18 protein-coding genes and 1 tRNA gene are annotated in these 12,749 nt (G+C 66.0%); 10 read left to right on the top strand and 9 right to left on the bottom strand.

The features are described from left to right. Positions 1-2 precede the first annotated feature (2 nt). From DEJ02_RS00465 to DEJ02_RS00425, 9 genes are all read left to right on the top strand, one after another. Positions 3-1,058 (top strand): hypothetical protein, encoded by a 1,056-nt coding sequence (locus DEJ02_RS00465; protein WP_111031633.1) that lies wholly within the window; start codon positions 3-5, stop codon positions 1,056-1,058. Between the two features lie 13 nt (positions 1,059-1,071). Beyond that, complete coding sequence (locus DEJ02_RS00460; protein WP_111031632.1) at positions 1,072-2,232, top strand: siphovirus ReqiPepy6 Gp37-like family protein; 1,161 nt, start codon at positions 1,072-1,074, stop codon at positions 2,230-2,232. 12 nt (positions 2,233-2,244) lie between these two features. Next, a complete protein-coding gene (locus DEJ02_RS00455) occupies positions 2,245-3,207 on the top strand; it encodes a hypothetical protein (RefSeq protein ID WP_111031631.1) in 963 nt (320 codons plus the stop codon). Positions 3,208-3,271: 64 nt separating this feature from the next. Beyond that, positions 3,272-4,087 (top strand): hypothetical protein, encoded by an 816-nt coding sequence (locus tag DEJ02_RS00450; RefSeq protein ID WP_111031630.1) that lies wholly within the window; start codon positions 3,272-3,274, stop codon positions 4,085-4,087. After that, positions 4,084-4,494 (top strand): hypothetical protein, encoded by a 411-nt coding sequence (locus DEJ02_RS00445; RefSeq protein WP_111031629.1) that lies wholly within the window; start codon positions 4,084-4,086, stop codon positions 4,492-4,494. The genes DEJ02_RS00450 and DEJ02_RS00445 overlap by 4 nt, the downstream gene beginning before the upstream one ends. A 53-nt stretch (positions 4,495-4,547) precedes the next feature. Continuing rightward, positions 4,548-5,000 (top strand): hypothetical protein, encoded by a 453-nt coding sequence (locus DEJ02_RS00440; protein ID WP_111031628.1) that lies wholly within the window; start codon positions 4,548-4,550, stop codon positions 4,998-5,000. Then, a complete protein-coding gene (locus DEJ02_RS00435) occupies positions 4,997-5,365 on the top strand; it encodes a hypothetical protein (RefSeq protein WP_111031627.1) in 369 nt (122 codons plus the stop codon). The genes DEJ02_RS00440 and DEJ02_RS00435 overlap by 4 nt, the downstream gene beginning before the upstream one ends. Positions 5,366-5,441: 76 nt before the next feature. Next, a complete protein-coding gene (locus DEJ02_RS00430; RefSeq protein WP_111031626.1) occupies positions 5,442-5,840 on the top strand; it encodes a hypothetical protein in 399 nt (132 codons plus the stop codon). A gap of 14 nt (positions 5,841-5,854) precedes the next feature. Next, complete coding sequence (locus tag DEJ02_RS00425; RefSeq protein WP_111031625.1) at positions 5,855-7,120, top strand: SGNH/GDSL hydrolase family protein; 1,266 nt, start codon at positions 5,855-5,857, stop codon at positions 7,118-7,120. 59 nt (positions 7,121-7,179) lie between these two features. Here the strand turns inward: DEJ02_RS00425 and DEJ02_RS00420 are convergent, their stop codons facing one another. The 7 genes from DEJ02_RS00420 to DEJ02_RS00390 all read right to left on the bottom strand — a co-directional run bounded on the left by DEJ02_RS00420 (position 7,180) and on the right by DEJ02_RS00390 (position 11,500). Further along, positions 7,180-7,521 carry a hypothetical protein gene (locus tag DEJ02_RS00420; RefSeq protein ID WP_111031624.1) on the bottom strand — a complete coding sequence of 114 codons (342 nt, stop codon included), beginning with the start codon at positions 7,519-7,521 and terminating at the stop codon, positions 7,180-7,182. A 63-nt stretch (positions 7,522-7,584) separates the two neighbouring features. After that, positions 7,585-8,016 (bottom strand): hypothetical protein, encoded by a 432-nt coding sequence (locus DEJ02_RS00415; RefSeq protein WP_146249191.1) that lies wholly within the window; start codon positions 8,014-8,016, stop codon positions 7,585-7,587. Between the two features lie 364 nt (positions 8,017-8,380). Then, positions 8,381-8,674: a hypothetical protein gene (locus DEJ02_RS00410; RefSeq protein WP_146249190.1), complete on the bottom strand. Its 294-nt coding sequence runs from the start codon at positions 8,672-8,674 to the stop codon at positions 8,381-8,383. Between the two features lie 192 nt (positions 8,675-8,866). After that, on the bottom strand, positions 8,867-9,160 hold the full coding sequence (locus tag DEJ02_RS00405) for a hypothetical protein (protein WP_111031621.1): 294 nt from the start codon (positions 9,158-9,160) through the stop codon (positions 8,867-8,869). Between the two features lie 26 nt (positions 9,161-9,186). Next, entirely contained in the window at positions 9,187-9,798 is a 612-nt protein-coding gene (locus tag DEJ02_RS00400) for a hypothetical protein (RefSeq protein WP_111031620.1), read from the bottom strand. After that, the gene (locus tag DEJ02_RS00395; protein WP_111031619.1) at positions 9,795-10,976 is read right to left on the bottom strand and encodes a tyrosine-type recombinase/integrase; all 1,182 of its coding nucleotides are present in this window, start codon (positions 10,974-10,976) and stop codon (positions 9,795-9,797) included. Before DEJ02_RS00395 ends, DEJ02_RS00400 begins: the two co-directional genes overlap by 4 nt. Before the next feature lie 227 nt (positions 10,977-11,203). Further along, positions 11,204-11,500 (bottom strand): hypothetical protein, encoded by a 297-nt coding sequence (locus DEJ02_RS00390; RefSeq protein WP_111031618.1) that lies wholly within the window; start codon positions 11,498-11,500, stop codon positions 11,204-11,206. Positions 11,501-11,759: 259 nt separating this feature from the next. Between DEJ02_RS00390 and DEJ02_RS00385 the strand changes: the two genes are divergently transcribed. Beyond that, positions 11,760-12,119, top strand: coding sequence for a helix-turn-helix domain-containing protein (locus DEJ02_RS00385; RefSeq protein WP_111031617.1), 360 nt, complete (start codon positions 11,760-11,762; stop codon positions 12,117-12,119). Between the two features lie 108 nt (positions 12,120-12,227). On the opposite strand, the gene DEJ02_RS00380 is transcribed toward DEJ02_RS00385, so the two are convergent. Continuing rightward, positions 12,228-12,321 (bottom strand) — tRNA-Ser (locus DEJ02_RS00380). Next, complete coding sequence (locus DEJ02_RS18235; RefSeq protein ID WP_146249189.1) at positions 12,298-12,672, bottom strand: GNAT family N-acetyltransferase; 375 nt, start codon at positions 12,670-12,672, stop codon at positions 12,298-12,300. Before DEJ02_RS18235 ends, DEJ02_RS00380 begins: the two co-directional genes overlap by 24 nt. Between the last annotated feature and the right edge of the window lie 77 nt (positions 12,673-12,749).

Raw genomic sequence — 12,749 nt, 5'->3', positions numbered from 1 at the left:
TTGTGGCGACACTGATCAGCGGCGGCTCACCGTCGCTCACCATCACCGACACGATCGATGGTGGTGGGCCGGCGGACGAGTTCGTCGACACCCTCGACGGGAACGGGCCCACCGGGCCCGACTTCCCCACCACCCCACCCGTCATCGTGCGGGAAGACACACGCCGGATCTGGCTCGAGTCGATGGACGGGTCCCTCGTGGTCCCGTTGAACGTTGACGTGGACCGGATCCTGAAGGCGGGGGCGACTGGTCTGCAGTTGCCCCCGCTGGACGTGGTGACGATCAAGACTCCCGGCATGCCGGGGTCGTCGTTGCAGGAGGTGAACGTTGACGAGCGGGAAGTGTTCCTGCCGTTGAAGTTCGCCTCCGACACGTCCCACGCGGAGTTCATGGGGAAGCTGACCGAGCTCCGCGGGCTGATCGCCCCGATGTGGGACCTGGTGAACGTGGGCGACACGGGCACCTTCCGCCTCGGGGTGTCGTCCCTGAACGGGGAACGGCTCCTCGACGTCGTCTACAAGGACGGGTGGACGGGTGAGCATGGTGGGTCTGCTGGCGGGACGCGGTTCGAGAACTTCGGGCTGACGCTCCTCGCGGTGGATCCGTTCTTCCACGCCCGGGAGTACACGTCGTTCACGTACGGCATCGCCGACGGGGAAGTGTTCCTCTCATCCACCGACGACAACGTGTGGCCGCGGTCGATTTCCGCTTCGGTGACGATCGGTAACGGCATGCAGATGGCGGTGCAGGGTGACGTGCCGGCGTGGGTGGAAGTCTTCGTCGATGGTCCCGCGACGATCGCGGAGCTCAGCTTCCCGGGGACGAACATGACGATGACGTCGTCGGTCGCTGACGGCCAGGAACTGATCCTGGTCACAGATCCGCGTCGCCGCTCTGCTCGTCTCGGCGGACAGGTGGCGTGGCCGTACATCTCACCCACTTCGACCTTCGCTCCGCTCCGGCCGGGGATGAACAGCGTGAACGTGCAGCTCGGTTCGGCTGGGGCGGACACGTCGATGACCGTCCGATGGCTCGAGCGCTGGCTCGCAGCGTTCTGATCTGGGAGGTCGCATGCCCCAGTGGACGATCCAGCCGCGGGACAAGAACCTCCGCCGCTCCTACGACCCCGTGAAGTTCTGGTCCTCGTTGACCGTCGTGGAGCGGCACAACGTCACAGGCACCGACCCTGGCACCTGGTCCGTCACCGCCCGCAACGAGGGACTGACGGGGCTGCTGACGCCCGGGAACGGGGTACTCCTCACCCGAGGTGACCAGCTGGTCATGTCCGGGCCGATCACGAGCATCCAACGCGGCGCGACCGTGTCAACCGTGTCGGGAGTGTCGGACCTCGACGTCCTCAACGACCGGATCCTGTTCCCCGACCCGTCGTCGCCGATCACGTCGCAACCGGCCGCGTACGACAACCGGTCGGGCCCTGCCGAGTCGGTGCTCCTCAGCTACGTCCGGTTCAACGCCGGGGACGCCGCTCGAGCGGAACGGCGCGTACCCCGGCTGCGGGTGCCGGCGACGTTGGGGCGTGGGCGGAACGTGTCCATCAAGGGCCGACTCGACCTCCTCGGTTCGACCGTCGCGGACATCGCGGAGTCCGGGAAGTTGCACGTCGACATCTTGCAGGGCGAGGACGACGCACCGTTCCTGCAGTTCACGGTGCGACCGATCACCGACCGGACCGGGAACGTCCGGTTCGGCGCCACATCGGACTTCACCGGTGGCGTCATCGGCGACGGGTGGACCTACACCCTGAACCGGCCAAGCGTCACCGACGCGATTGTTGCGGGCGGCGGCCAGGGGCAGGCACGCCTATTCGTGGAACGTGTTTCCGCCGAGGCGGAGACGACATGGGGTGCGAAGGTCGAAGCGCTTATCGACCAGCGGCAGACGACGGTCGCGTCTGAGCTTGCGGACGCTGGAGACGATGCGCTCTCTGACGGGGATGAACCTGTGACCGTGTCGTTCACGATCACGGACTCCCCGGACGTCCGGTACCGGCGTGACTGGTTCGTCGGCGACAAGGTCGGTGTCTTCATCGACGGTCTCGACTTGTCGAACCTGGTCCGTGAGGTGACGACGACGGTGCAGGCGCAGGACGGTTCTCCGACGGAGACCGTGTCCGCGGTGGTCGGGTCTAGGGACTCGTCGGCGTGGACGACGAAGACGAACACACGTGTGGCGAAGGCGCTGAAGAGCGTCCGGCTGCTGCAGGCGATCTAGAAGGAGACCATCATGACGGAGACCTCGTTCCCGATCGTCGATCAGAAGCTGACGGATGGTGCGTGGGCGCAGACGGTTGGTGCTGTTGGGAACGGCATCCTCGACGACTGGGGTTCCCCGTACGCGATCGTGGTGAACACGAACGACACGGTGCGGATCAAGCGGTCGTCGGTGTCGGGGTACGCGCGGGCGGTGGTGAACGGGTTCGGTCATCAGATCGACGCGGACGTGACCCTGTCGGTGCCGGCGGTGTCTTCGCCGACCCGGTACTACGTGGGCCTGCTGTATTCCCCGTCGAACGCTGCTCAGCCGGTGAAGCTGGTGGTGCTGAAGGGTGCTGAGGTGCCCCTCGAGACGGGGCAGGAGTTCCTGACCCTGCACCAGTTCAGCCGCGGCGCCGGTCAGACGCTCGCAGCGTCGACCCTGTACTCGCCGCTGCCGTCGATCCGCCCGTCGGTTCAGGTGGACTCGAAGGCCGCGCTCATGGAGATGAGCCCGCTGCTGTTCCTCCGTGGGACGGAGGCGTACTGCGTGGACGTGGACTTCGCGTACCGGTCGTCGGGTACGGCGTCTTCGCCGCAGTGGCGTCGGGCGCAGTCGATCGACGCGCTCCCTTCTGCAGACGACAACGTCGACACGGACGTCACACCGGCTGCTGGGCGGGTGCGGATCGCTGGTCAGCAGTTCTACACGGACGCCGACCGGACGGTGCTCATCACCGTCACGGGGACCGCGGTGGGTGCGCATCAGCAGGACGCGTCGGGGGTGCTGTCGGTGGTGTTCAACGACGAGAATGTGCTCCATCCGTCGTCGTGCCGGCTGTCGCGGATCACGTCTGGCGGGATCTTCTTCTCCGTCACGGGCATCGCCCGCACGAAGGGTGGGGCGAACGTGGTCCGTGCGTTCGTCGACACCGACAAGGACTCGGACACGATCCGCACGAAGGGTGTGCAGATCGGCGTCGTCTCGTTCTGACCCACCCACTCATCTTCCAGGCCATCCCGTTCGGGGTGGCCTTTCGTCTTGGAAGGGGGCCGTCATGGTCGCCAAGTTCAGCGTGGGGAAGTCCTCGTTCGGGGATCTCCGCGGCGTGGAGCAGTACGTCATGTCGGAGCGGATCGCTCTGCAGGTGCTGTCCACGATCATCGACTTCAACGCGTACCTGCGGTCGAAGGGCCGGTCGGGTTCCCTGTCGGTCAACGAGGGCATGCGCTCCCGGTGGCGGCAGTCGTACTTGTGGAACAACCGGGCTGCGCTCGGTGTGGTCGTCGCCTTGCCCTTCACGTCCCGGCATGACGAGGTCAATCACGGCAACGCGATCGACTTCGGCATCACCATGCCGGACGGGTCGAACCGGGCCCTGTACGCGGACGAGTTCACCCGGCTGCACCAGATCGTCGAGGGCCGTGGAGGCACGTGGACCGGCGTCAACTTCGGCGAGCCGTGGCACCACGAGTTCGCGACCCGTGCCGAAGCGGCTCCCCCGTACCCGGACGCTCGAGCTCGCCTCGCGGCGAAGCCGTCCGCATCCGTCAAGCCGCCGGTGAAAGCGCCGGCACCCGTCAAGCCACCCACTCCGAAAGTCGAGGCAGACATGCTCTACGTCACGTCCAAGAAGACACAGAAGAAGTACGCGATCGGTGAGCTGTCGTTCACCTCCGTGTCCTCGTCCCGCGCGATCACGTACTCGACCGCGATCCCCGGCGACACCAGCTTGTTCCAGGAGCTGTCCTCGGCGCAGGTGTCCGGTCTGATCCAGGACTGCCGTGACCGTCGGGACTCCCTGGGTGTCGCGGTGTCGGCGAAGTTCGAGTCGGCTGTGAAGGCGGCTCTGGCCGAGGAGGACGCAGCGTGAGCGGCGAGCACGAGGCCGTCGAGAAGATCGACGTCCAGACCATCTGGTTCCAGTCGAAGCGTGTCCTCCGCACCGTGGTGCAGGTCGTCATCGGTGCCGCCACGGTGCTCACTGTCGTCGTCGTCGTGGCGCCGCAGGTACTCGACGCCATCGCGGACGTCGTCCCGGGTCCGGTGCTGGCGTGGCTGACGGGTGCCGTGGCGACGCTCGCTGCAGTGTCGGCTGCGCTGACGAAGATCATGGCGATCCCGAAGGTCAACGAGCTCCTGACGCGGATCGGCCTCGGTTCGGTGCCGAAGGCGGTGGCGGTTGAGACGGCGGCTGCGAAGTCGCAGGAGCTGCTGCCGGCGCAGTTCGAGCCGTCGACCACGGACCTGCGTACGGAGCAGAGCGAGCCGAAGCCTTGACCGCTCGAGGGCGACGCCTCCGGGCAGCGTTCGGGCGACAGTGGGGCGAGGACGTGCGGTACGAACCGCACCCCTCGCTCTACGTCACCCTGACCGTGAAGTACGCGTTCCTGGCCCTCTACGGCATCCTCACCGCCGTGTTCGGCATCACGACCGTCGAGGTGACGTTGGGTCGAGCATGGTCGGTCGGCATCCCGGCGATCATCATCCTCGCGTCCGTGACTTCGATGATCGGCGTGCACGTGTCGAAGCGGTACCGGGAACGTCTCCCGTCCCGGCACCCCCTGCCGGAGCGGGTGCTGCTCGTCGAGATCATCGCCGAGTACGTCCTGATCCTGTCGCTGTTCGCGTACGCCGTCTCGATCATCGTCCGCACCCACAGCGACGGCGACTGGGAACGTCTCGCGTACGCGATCCTGCCCATGGCGGTCTCCGTCGTCCCCTTCTACCGCGCGCTGCACCTGTCGGAGCGCGAGGAGGTACCTGAGCCGGAGGCCCACAAGTGAGCGACTCTGTCCTCATCGCCCTCATCACCGCTGGCGGCGGTTCGATCGGGGCGATCCTGCTGTTCATCCAGCGGCGGCTGCCTCCGCGTCCCGCTTCGGCTCGGGACGTCGCGATCACCGAGGTGTGGGACGAACTCCGCGCTGTACGTGCTGACCTCGACAAGGTCATCAGCGAGCGTGACGCGGAACACCTGATGGTGACGATCCTCACCGACTCGAACGACGCGCTGACGGCTGCTGTGGAGCGTACGAAGCCGCCGATCGTGTTCACGGCGGCGGAGCAGCAGAAGATCGACCGAGCGAGCGCGGCTCGTCAGGCCCGCGATGACAGCAAGTGGCCGACCCTCGGGTCACGTCTGGCCTGACCCCCAGTTCTTTGACGCTGCCCTTCGGGGCGCTGAAGTAGGCCGCATGGCCGTGACCAGTTGAAGGAAGGCCAGCATGGCAACGCAGTACGCAACGATCGTGGTGCGGCGCGGGAACGCGGAGTCCTGGGCGGACAGTGCGCGTCCGCTCGAGCCGGGTGAGTGGGGGTATGACGACACGTCGCGGGTGACGAAGATCGGTGACGGGTTCAGCCTGTGGTCGGAGCTTCCGATCCACCTGACCGCCTCAGCGACCGGGGAACTGCCGCAGGAAGTGCGGGCTCGGCTCGCGGAGAACCTCGCGGACCCGACCACTGTCGAGGGTGCTGCTCTGGCGCACGCGATCGCTGCTGCCGGCGGCGGTGGCGGCGGTTCCGCGCCCCTCACGTACGACTCCGCCACCGGCGTGTACTCGGTGCCTGCTGGTTCCAACATCACGTACGACTCCGCCACGGGCGCGTACACCTCAAACTGACCTGGAGGTCACTCATGGCAACCGTGCCCCCGTTCATCGCCGCAGACGCGACCACCAAGCAGTTCCCGACTGCAGTGCGCCAGCGTCAGGCCGCGAACTTCTCCGACCCCGCCACTCCTGAGGGCGCCGCGCTGGATCTCCGGTACGTGCGAAGTAGCGCACGAGCAACGCGTCAGTCCGTCAAGCGGCCCCTCACCGCCGGTCTGGGAGGCCGCGACGTCGCCCCCTTCGACTGGGTCTGCTGGGGCACCTCCATGACCGAGGGCGGTCCGGCGAACGGAGCTCCCGAAGTCGCTCTCGGGCGCCAGGTGCGCTGGCTGGACCGCCTTCAGCTCGCCCTCCGCAATCGCTTCCCGCTGCTGTCCCCGGTCGCGGGCTCCATCGGGTACATCCCTGCGTTCTACCAGACCTTCTTCGTCGCCGGCACCACCGCGAACGGACGCGTCACGCCGTCAGGTGTGACCTACTCCGGAAACCTCATTGCCGTCGGGTCGGGCCTCGCATCCCGGTCGCTGGCTCTCACCACCACGTCCGACTGGATCCAGTTCACGTTCACCGGGGACTCGGTTGACGTCTTCGGGGGCACGCTCGCAACGGCCAGCACCACCGCAACGGTGTCGGTGGACGGCGGCGCTGCTCAGCCGTGGGCGCTACCTGCGTCAGCTCGCAAGGCGACGAAGTTCTCGTTGACCGGCCTCACCGCTGGTTCCCACACCATCCGCATCACCGGCGGCTCGGCGGGAAACGTCGCGATCGACGGCATCATGCCCTACAACGGCGACCGCACAAGAGGCATCCGCATCTGGGACGCCGGCAAGGGTTCAGCAAAGATCGGCGACTACGGCACCGACTCGACGTCGCTGATCTTCCAGTCGATGGGTCTCATCCAGCCGCGGATGGTGACCATCGAGTTCGGGTTCAACGAGTACTTCGGCAACGTCGACCCGGCACTGTTCCAGACGCAGCTGACGAACTCCGTGTCGTGGATGATCGCTCCGGTCACGGTGAAGCCGACGGTGCAGTTCATCGTGTTCCCGGAGCCGTCGATCACCGGCGCAGCCCGGTCGTACCCGTACCAGGCTTACGTCGATGCGGTCTACGCGGCTGCTGCTGCAACACCGAACTCGTTCGTCACCGATCTCCGCAACGCCCTTGAGGCCGGTGTCACTGTCGGTTCCGCCGGCAACGGCATGTACTTCGACGGTGTGCATTTCAACGCCTACGGCCAGGCGGGCGTCGCGGACCTCATCCTCGAGGACGCGCTCGCACGGATGGTTTAACGACCCGACAACAAAGACCCCCTCGGCTTCTGGCCGAGGGGGTCTTTCGTCGTTTCGATTTAAGCTGTCCGCTGGACCCGGTAGTCCTCGGGGCGCAGACCGCCAGGAATCGCTCCGCTTGCCGAACCATCGGTCCGGAGTCGGAAGCGCCGCGCGACGCCGCAGGCCTCCGCAAACTCGTGCACGTTGAAGTTCGGATCGACTGATGCAAGCTGCTGAGCGACGACCCACATCACGTTGATCACGACCACTTCTGTTTCAGAGGGCGAGAGCTGCGCGGCGGTCCTCTTCTTGCCATCGAAGCTGCGCTGGTGACCGGCGCGGTCCGCGCGGTACGGGGCATCGGACCAGTCGTGGCCGGCGATCTCGGCGGCGAAGTCTTGTGCCATCTGACTGAGCATGGGTCCTCCTCAGGACGCTCGATGGCCCTGCCGATCAGGGCCGGTTGCCGACTTTACGCCCTGTCAGAGGATTGACGTGCGCCCCCGCCAGCGAAGCGCAGATCGGACCCGTCCAGACGAAGCCCAAACAGTCAGTTCCCCGATGACCGCCCCGTTGATCTGCGACAGTTCGTGCTCGGTCGCAGCAAGGTTCGTCACCCGTATCGCCTCGAGGAGCGCCCGCATGAAGCGAGCCGGCGGCTGGAATTGACGGACGGTTCCAACTAGCCGTGCGAGCTTCATCACCGCGAGATCATCCGAGTACTCGCGCTTCTCGCGGATGGCGTTCAAGCATTCGCCTGCATAGTCGATGTACGCGTCCATGAGCTTGTCGGCTGCTTCGGCGCGGCGTTCTCGTCGACGGTCTCCGGTCGCCAGACGGTCGCTGACGAGACCGATGCCTGCGCCCAGCACGGTACCCCCGAGACCTGCAATGACAGCGGTCCAGTCGTTCACGAGAACACCGTACTGTGCCGGGCGGAAGCTGAAAGGCCAGAGCGGCCTCCCGACCCAACATCACGATCGAGAGGCCACTTGCCCTCGCACTATCGAGCTGGCCGCTCAGGATCGCGCCTTGTGCGAACGGCATCCCTCCACACCCAGGCGCACTCGGCTGCTTGCCCGAAACCCCACTCGACGAGCACCGCGCGCTCCGTGTACGCGATGCCATGAGCTTCTACTTCCAGGATGCGGTCGGGGAACTGCAGCCACGCGAGCACCGGGTCTGGCGGGACGACGTCGTAGTCGGGACCGCCTCGGGCTGCTTCTGGGAGCGAGAACGCTGGGCCGAGCGCCCATCGGTCCCGTCGTCGGCGCGCCATCAGTCTCGACGCGGCGCCAGCGTGCGCCGCCTCACGCTCGAGCGCGGCACCCACGCACGCTGCAATCGTCCCTGCCACGCGATCTCGGCGTACACGGCGACGTCGGACTGGGCTATGGCGAAGGCTTTGACTCTCGGGAGCTCGCCGATCTGGTCGAAGACCAAGCGGTCGATCCACACGGGCGCCGGGGCATCGAGCGCTGCAGGGTCACCGATCTCGTCGAGCGGCAACGACTCGGCGGCGTAGACGGGAACGTCCTGATGCTCGGGTGGTGCCCACTTGTGCTCGGCCATGACGAAGATCGTCGCCGCAACCACCGACGATCCGTTCCGGCTCTAGTCGACCAGCGCCCGACGCTCCCTAGCTCGGGTAACCGGTCCATCCGCAGTCCAAGCACGTGTGCTGCGGAAAGCCCTCGTGGAGTTCAGTCAGCCGGAGCCGCTCACTGTCACATGCTGGGCAACGCGGCTCGCGTCCCGCAACGCTCACTCCTGGACCTCCCGCAAGTTCTGCGACTGCCATCCATTGGGGATCGACGTGAGGTAGGCGTGCAGTGCAGCCGAGTAGTTCGCACCGCTGGCCTCGTGCGGCTTCGTCGCTGTCGACCGGGCCCGAGCCTTGATCGTGGTCTCCCCCGTCGCCTTGCTGGTGACCGTGTTCGCTTGCTGCAGCTCGAAACCGTCGAGGTTCAGTGCAGAGATCGCCGCCCGGCGTGCTTCGCTGATGTTGTCGCCGCTGCCTTCGGACTCCTGCGTTTCGGTCGATCGGAGGGTGCCCACTACTTTCGAAACCCTTCCAGTATCGGCTACTTGCCCGGCGAGGCCTCGACCTCATCGAAGCCGCCGGCCGGCATCACGGTGACTCGCCACGCGGAGGTGACGGGCTGGTCGAAGGCGACCAGCGCCGTGCCCTTGGCACCGGCCGCGAGGTCGAACATGGCGTACTTGTTGTTGGCGTCGATGAGGGCGTTGTACTTGTCGACGTCGTCTCCTGCCGCGTCTTCCCAGGCGGAAAACTTGTCGGCGAGGTCGACGCTGTCGATCTGCTGCCCGTCCTTCGTGACGACGGTGATGCCGTACATGTTGAGCGACTCGGTCCCCGCTGTGTTGTCGATCTCGACCGGGACCAGGGTGACGGGCTCGCCGTCGACTGTGGCGCGAGCCGTCTCGACAGCGGCGGCGTCCGCGTTGGTCGGGTCGCCGCTGAGCTTGAACGTGCCGGTTGCTCCCTGGTAGTCGAACGTCCATGTGTCGTCGATGTGCTCGACGGGGGTCGGCGCCGTGGTCTTCGTCTCCGAGGCTGGGCTGCTCGCTGCTTCCCCTTGATCGGTCTGCGCTCCCCCGCTGCATGACGCGAGCAGGATTCCGATGGCTGTTGCAGTTGCGAAGGCCGACGCGATTCTGGTGTGACGGTTCATGGTGTTCCCCCTGGTGATGATGATGGATCGGTCGGTGTGACGAGTCGCGCCATGGCTTCGAGCGCCGCGCGTTGGGCACCGCGATCCCCTCGCGAGCGGTAGGCCCTCGACATCATCACGGTGGAGTGGCCGACGATGTCGCCGATGACTGCTTCTGAGACGTCAGCTGCGTAGAGCAGGTCGACAGCTGCGTGCCGTGCGTCGTGAAGGCGAGCGTCCCGCACGCGCGCTCTCGTCAGCACCTCGTGCCACGCACGGTTGTCGTCACGCGGATCGATCGGAGACCCATCGAGGGCAAGGGCGTCGCCCTGCCGAGTGCGTTTCCGGTCCGACGTCCACAGCAGCCCGTGCGGGTTCGGTTCCTCCGCAGCAACCTGCACACGCCGTTCGATGATCGACCGCAACGGATCCACCAACGGCACCACACGCCAACCTGCGGCGGACTTCGGCCGGGACAACCACAGCCCACCAGTCAGGTGCCGGAACTCTTGATCCTCCGGAGCGTCCAGATGCCGTTCGGGACACTTCGCCCCCTGCCGCCCGCCGCAGCGCGGCCCGCCAGACGAGTGCCTCATGCAGCCGTGCGACCAGGAGAACCGCTTCAACTGCCACGACAGGTCGAGCTCGTCGGTGACACGGTCGAGCTCGAGACCAAGGAGCTCCCCCTGCCGCGCACCCGTGAGCAGGGCTGCAGCGATGCGGGAGCCGAGCCGATCGTGCTGCACTGTCTCGAGGATCCGTGCTCCGTCGTCCGCGGTGAGGGCAACCAGTTGCGCCGGCTTCTTCTTCGGTGCGCCGACCAGAGTCGCGACGTTGCGCGGGATGTGCTCGTATCGGACCGCGTCCCGCAGTGCAAGAGACAGCACCCGATATGCCTGTTGTGCACTGGCCCCACCGAGCCCATGGTCGCGGATGAACTTTTCGAGCAGCCCGACGTGTGTCGGAGTGAGCGCGCGGAGCCCGACGGTTCCGATCGCCGGCACGATGTACTGCTCAATCGAGGTCCGGTACGACGCGATCGTCTTCGGGGCGATCTTCTTCGAGTGGACGTTCGTGAACCAGTGACGCAACCACGACTCGAGCGGCTGCCCGTCGTCGACCGCTACGTCTGCGAGCGCGACCGCAAGCGCAGCGCGATTCTCGGCGCTGAGTCCGCTCACGAGCGCGTGCCAGGTCATGCCCTGAGGGTCGCGCCGCAACGACCTTTGAGTCAAATGTCACTTGTGCTACTCCCGCGCGCTTACGCCGATCGAAGCGGGTAACGGTTTCGTAACTCCCTGCACATCGCCTCTCGGTCCGCGTCGGGCGGATGGCCGTCAGAGCACCGCGAGTGCCGGCGTGGTTGCGGTTGAAGCTGGCCAGGCGATGTTCGCTTCGGGGGTTGCAGCGTGCCGCGTCGACGAAGTCACCAGGTGTGGAACGTGCCGTCCGCGACGAGGTCTCGGGTGAGATGCTTGAGGTGTTCGACGAACTCTGGCCGAGAGGTCTCGAGCTCGTCGTCCGGCGCGCTTTCGATGAGAAGCGGGATGCCGGGCCCAAGCAGGATCGACGTGACGGTGGGAAGGCCGTTTAAGTCGACGGTCGGTACCTCGACGACGTCACTGGCGCGAGCCTGGGCGAGCACTGCGGCGTAGTGCACGAGCGCGTGTGCCACGTCGTCGGCTGCGATGACGGACGAGAGACCGTAGACGATGTGCTTCACCGTGTTCCTTTCTGTGTGCCCGCGGAGATCGGGGAACGACGAGCCACGTTCCACACGCTATTCCGGAGCGGGTTTGACTTGCGTGGAGGATTGCGCCGATGGGACAGGTCCAGCGTTGCCGGAGGCGGCACAACAGCTGTGAGCGCCGTCCCTTGGGTATCGCGCGGCGCTGGAACGCCGTAGCCTCAGCCTCGGTCGCCGTACCGGGCCGAAGCGTCTCCAACAAGAACGCGGCTGCCGCGTCCGAGAGGACTTGCTCATGAACGTCGAACCGGACCGAACGCCCGACATCCTCACCGTCCTGCACGCTCGCATCGACGCGAACCCAGCAGGCGTCCTCAATGAAGCAGACCTCGCGTCCGCCGCCCACATCAACACATCCGAGCTCCGCGCGACCCTGCTCGCTCAGAGCTCAGGAACACCGACCCAGTTCGTACTACGCCATCGCCTCGATGCCGTGCACCGTGCATTGATGGCCGACGACTTCGACTTCGACCTCGCCCACGTCGCTCGTCAGTGGGGGTTCATCCACCTGGCCCGCTTCACCGCCGCCTACACGCAGCGACACGGTCAGACGCCAGCAGAGACCATCGCAGGTGCGACCACCGCGGAGTGTTGAACGGCCAACCATTGACGGTGTCGATTGTGTGCACCGCTGTGTGCACCATGAGCACGAAGAAGCCCCATTCAGATGGACCCAAAGGTCTCGCTGAACGGGGCTTTCTCTTGGAGCCGCCTGTCGGAATCGAACCGACGACCTATTCATTACGAGTGAATCGATCAGTACGATGCCGCAATCAGCCGACCGCCTTTACGGCCGCACTCATCGTGACGGCGAGCCGAAGCGAGTTCGGCAAGCGCGCGAAGCCGTACTTCTCGTAGAACGGCACAAGCGATTCTTCCGCGGCATCGACGACGAACAGCTGCAGGCTGCTCGCCTTGTGCGCCTCAACCGCCTTCTTCATCGCTTCACCCACTAGGAGCGCCCCCTGCCCCCCACCCTGGTCTTCTCTCCGCACCCCCATCTGGGCCAGCAGCGAAGCTGTGGCGAAACCGTCTTGAGCTCCGCGCGAAAGTCGGTTGGAGAGTCCTTCGACAGGCACTACTACGGTCCTCAGCGCGAAGAAGCCGCGAACGATACCTGCCTCATCGACGCACACGTGAGTGTGCACGAAGTGACTGTTCTGCCTGGCCTTATCCTGCAACCAGGTGTCGACAGATGGGCGACCGGAGAGAAAAACGTCTAGGT

The organism is Curtobacterium sp. MCLR17_042, assembly GCF_003234695.1.
Lineage (GTDB): Bacteria > Actinomycetota > Actinomycetes > Actinomycetales > Microbacteriaceae > Curtobacterium > Curtobacterium flaccumfaciens.
This window is presented reverse-complemented; position numbering and strand designations above follow the sequence as displayed.

Bases quoted from the DNA above. Each gene is read 5' to 3' on its own strand.
- DEJ02_RS00400 (WP_111031620.1), bottom strand. From the start codon at position 9,798: ATGAACCGTCACACCAGAATCGCGTCGGCCTTCGCAACTGCAACAGCC.
- DEJ02_RS00460 (WP_111031632.1), top strand. From the start codon at position 1,072: ATGCCCCAGTGGACGATCCAGCCGCGGGACAAGAACCTCCGCCGCTCC.
- DEJ02_RS00455 (WP_111031631.1), top strand. From the start codon at position 2,245: ATGACGGAGACCTCGTTCCCGATCGTCGATCAGAAGCTGACGGATGGT.
- DEJ02_RS00430 (WP_111031626.1), top strand. From the start codon at position 5,442: ATGGCAACGCAGTACGCAACGATCGTGGTGCGGCGCGGGAACGCGGAG.
- DEJ02_RS00410 (WP_146249190.1), bottom strand. From the start codon at position 8,674: ATGGCCGAGCACAAGTGGGCACCACCCGAGCATCAGGACGTTCCCGTC.
- DEJ02_RS00420 (WP_111031624.1), bottom strand. From the start codon at position 7,521: ATGCTCAGTCAGATGGCACAAGACTTCGCCGCCGAGATCGCCGGCCAC.
- DEJ02_RS00395 (WP_111031619.1), bottom strand. From the start codon at position 10,976: ATGACCTGGCACGCGCTCGTGAGCGGACTCAGCGCCGAGAATCGCGCT.
- DEJ02_RS00425 (WP_111031625.1), top strand. From the start codon at position 5,855: ATGGCAACCGTGCCCCCGTTCATCGCCGCAGACGCGACCACCAAGCAG.
- DEJ02_RS00385 (WP_111031617.1), top strand. From the start codon at position 11,760: ATGAACGTCGAACCGGACCGAACGCCCGACATCCTCACCGTCCTGCAC.
- DEJ02_RS00450 (WP_111031630.1), top strand. From the start codon at position 3,272: ATGGTCGCCAAGTTCAGCGTGGGGAAGTCCTCGTTCGGGGATCTCCGC.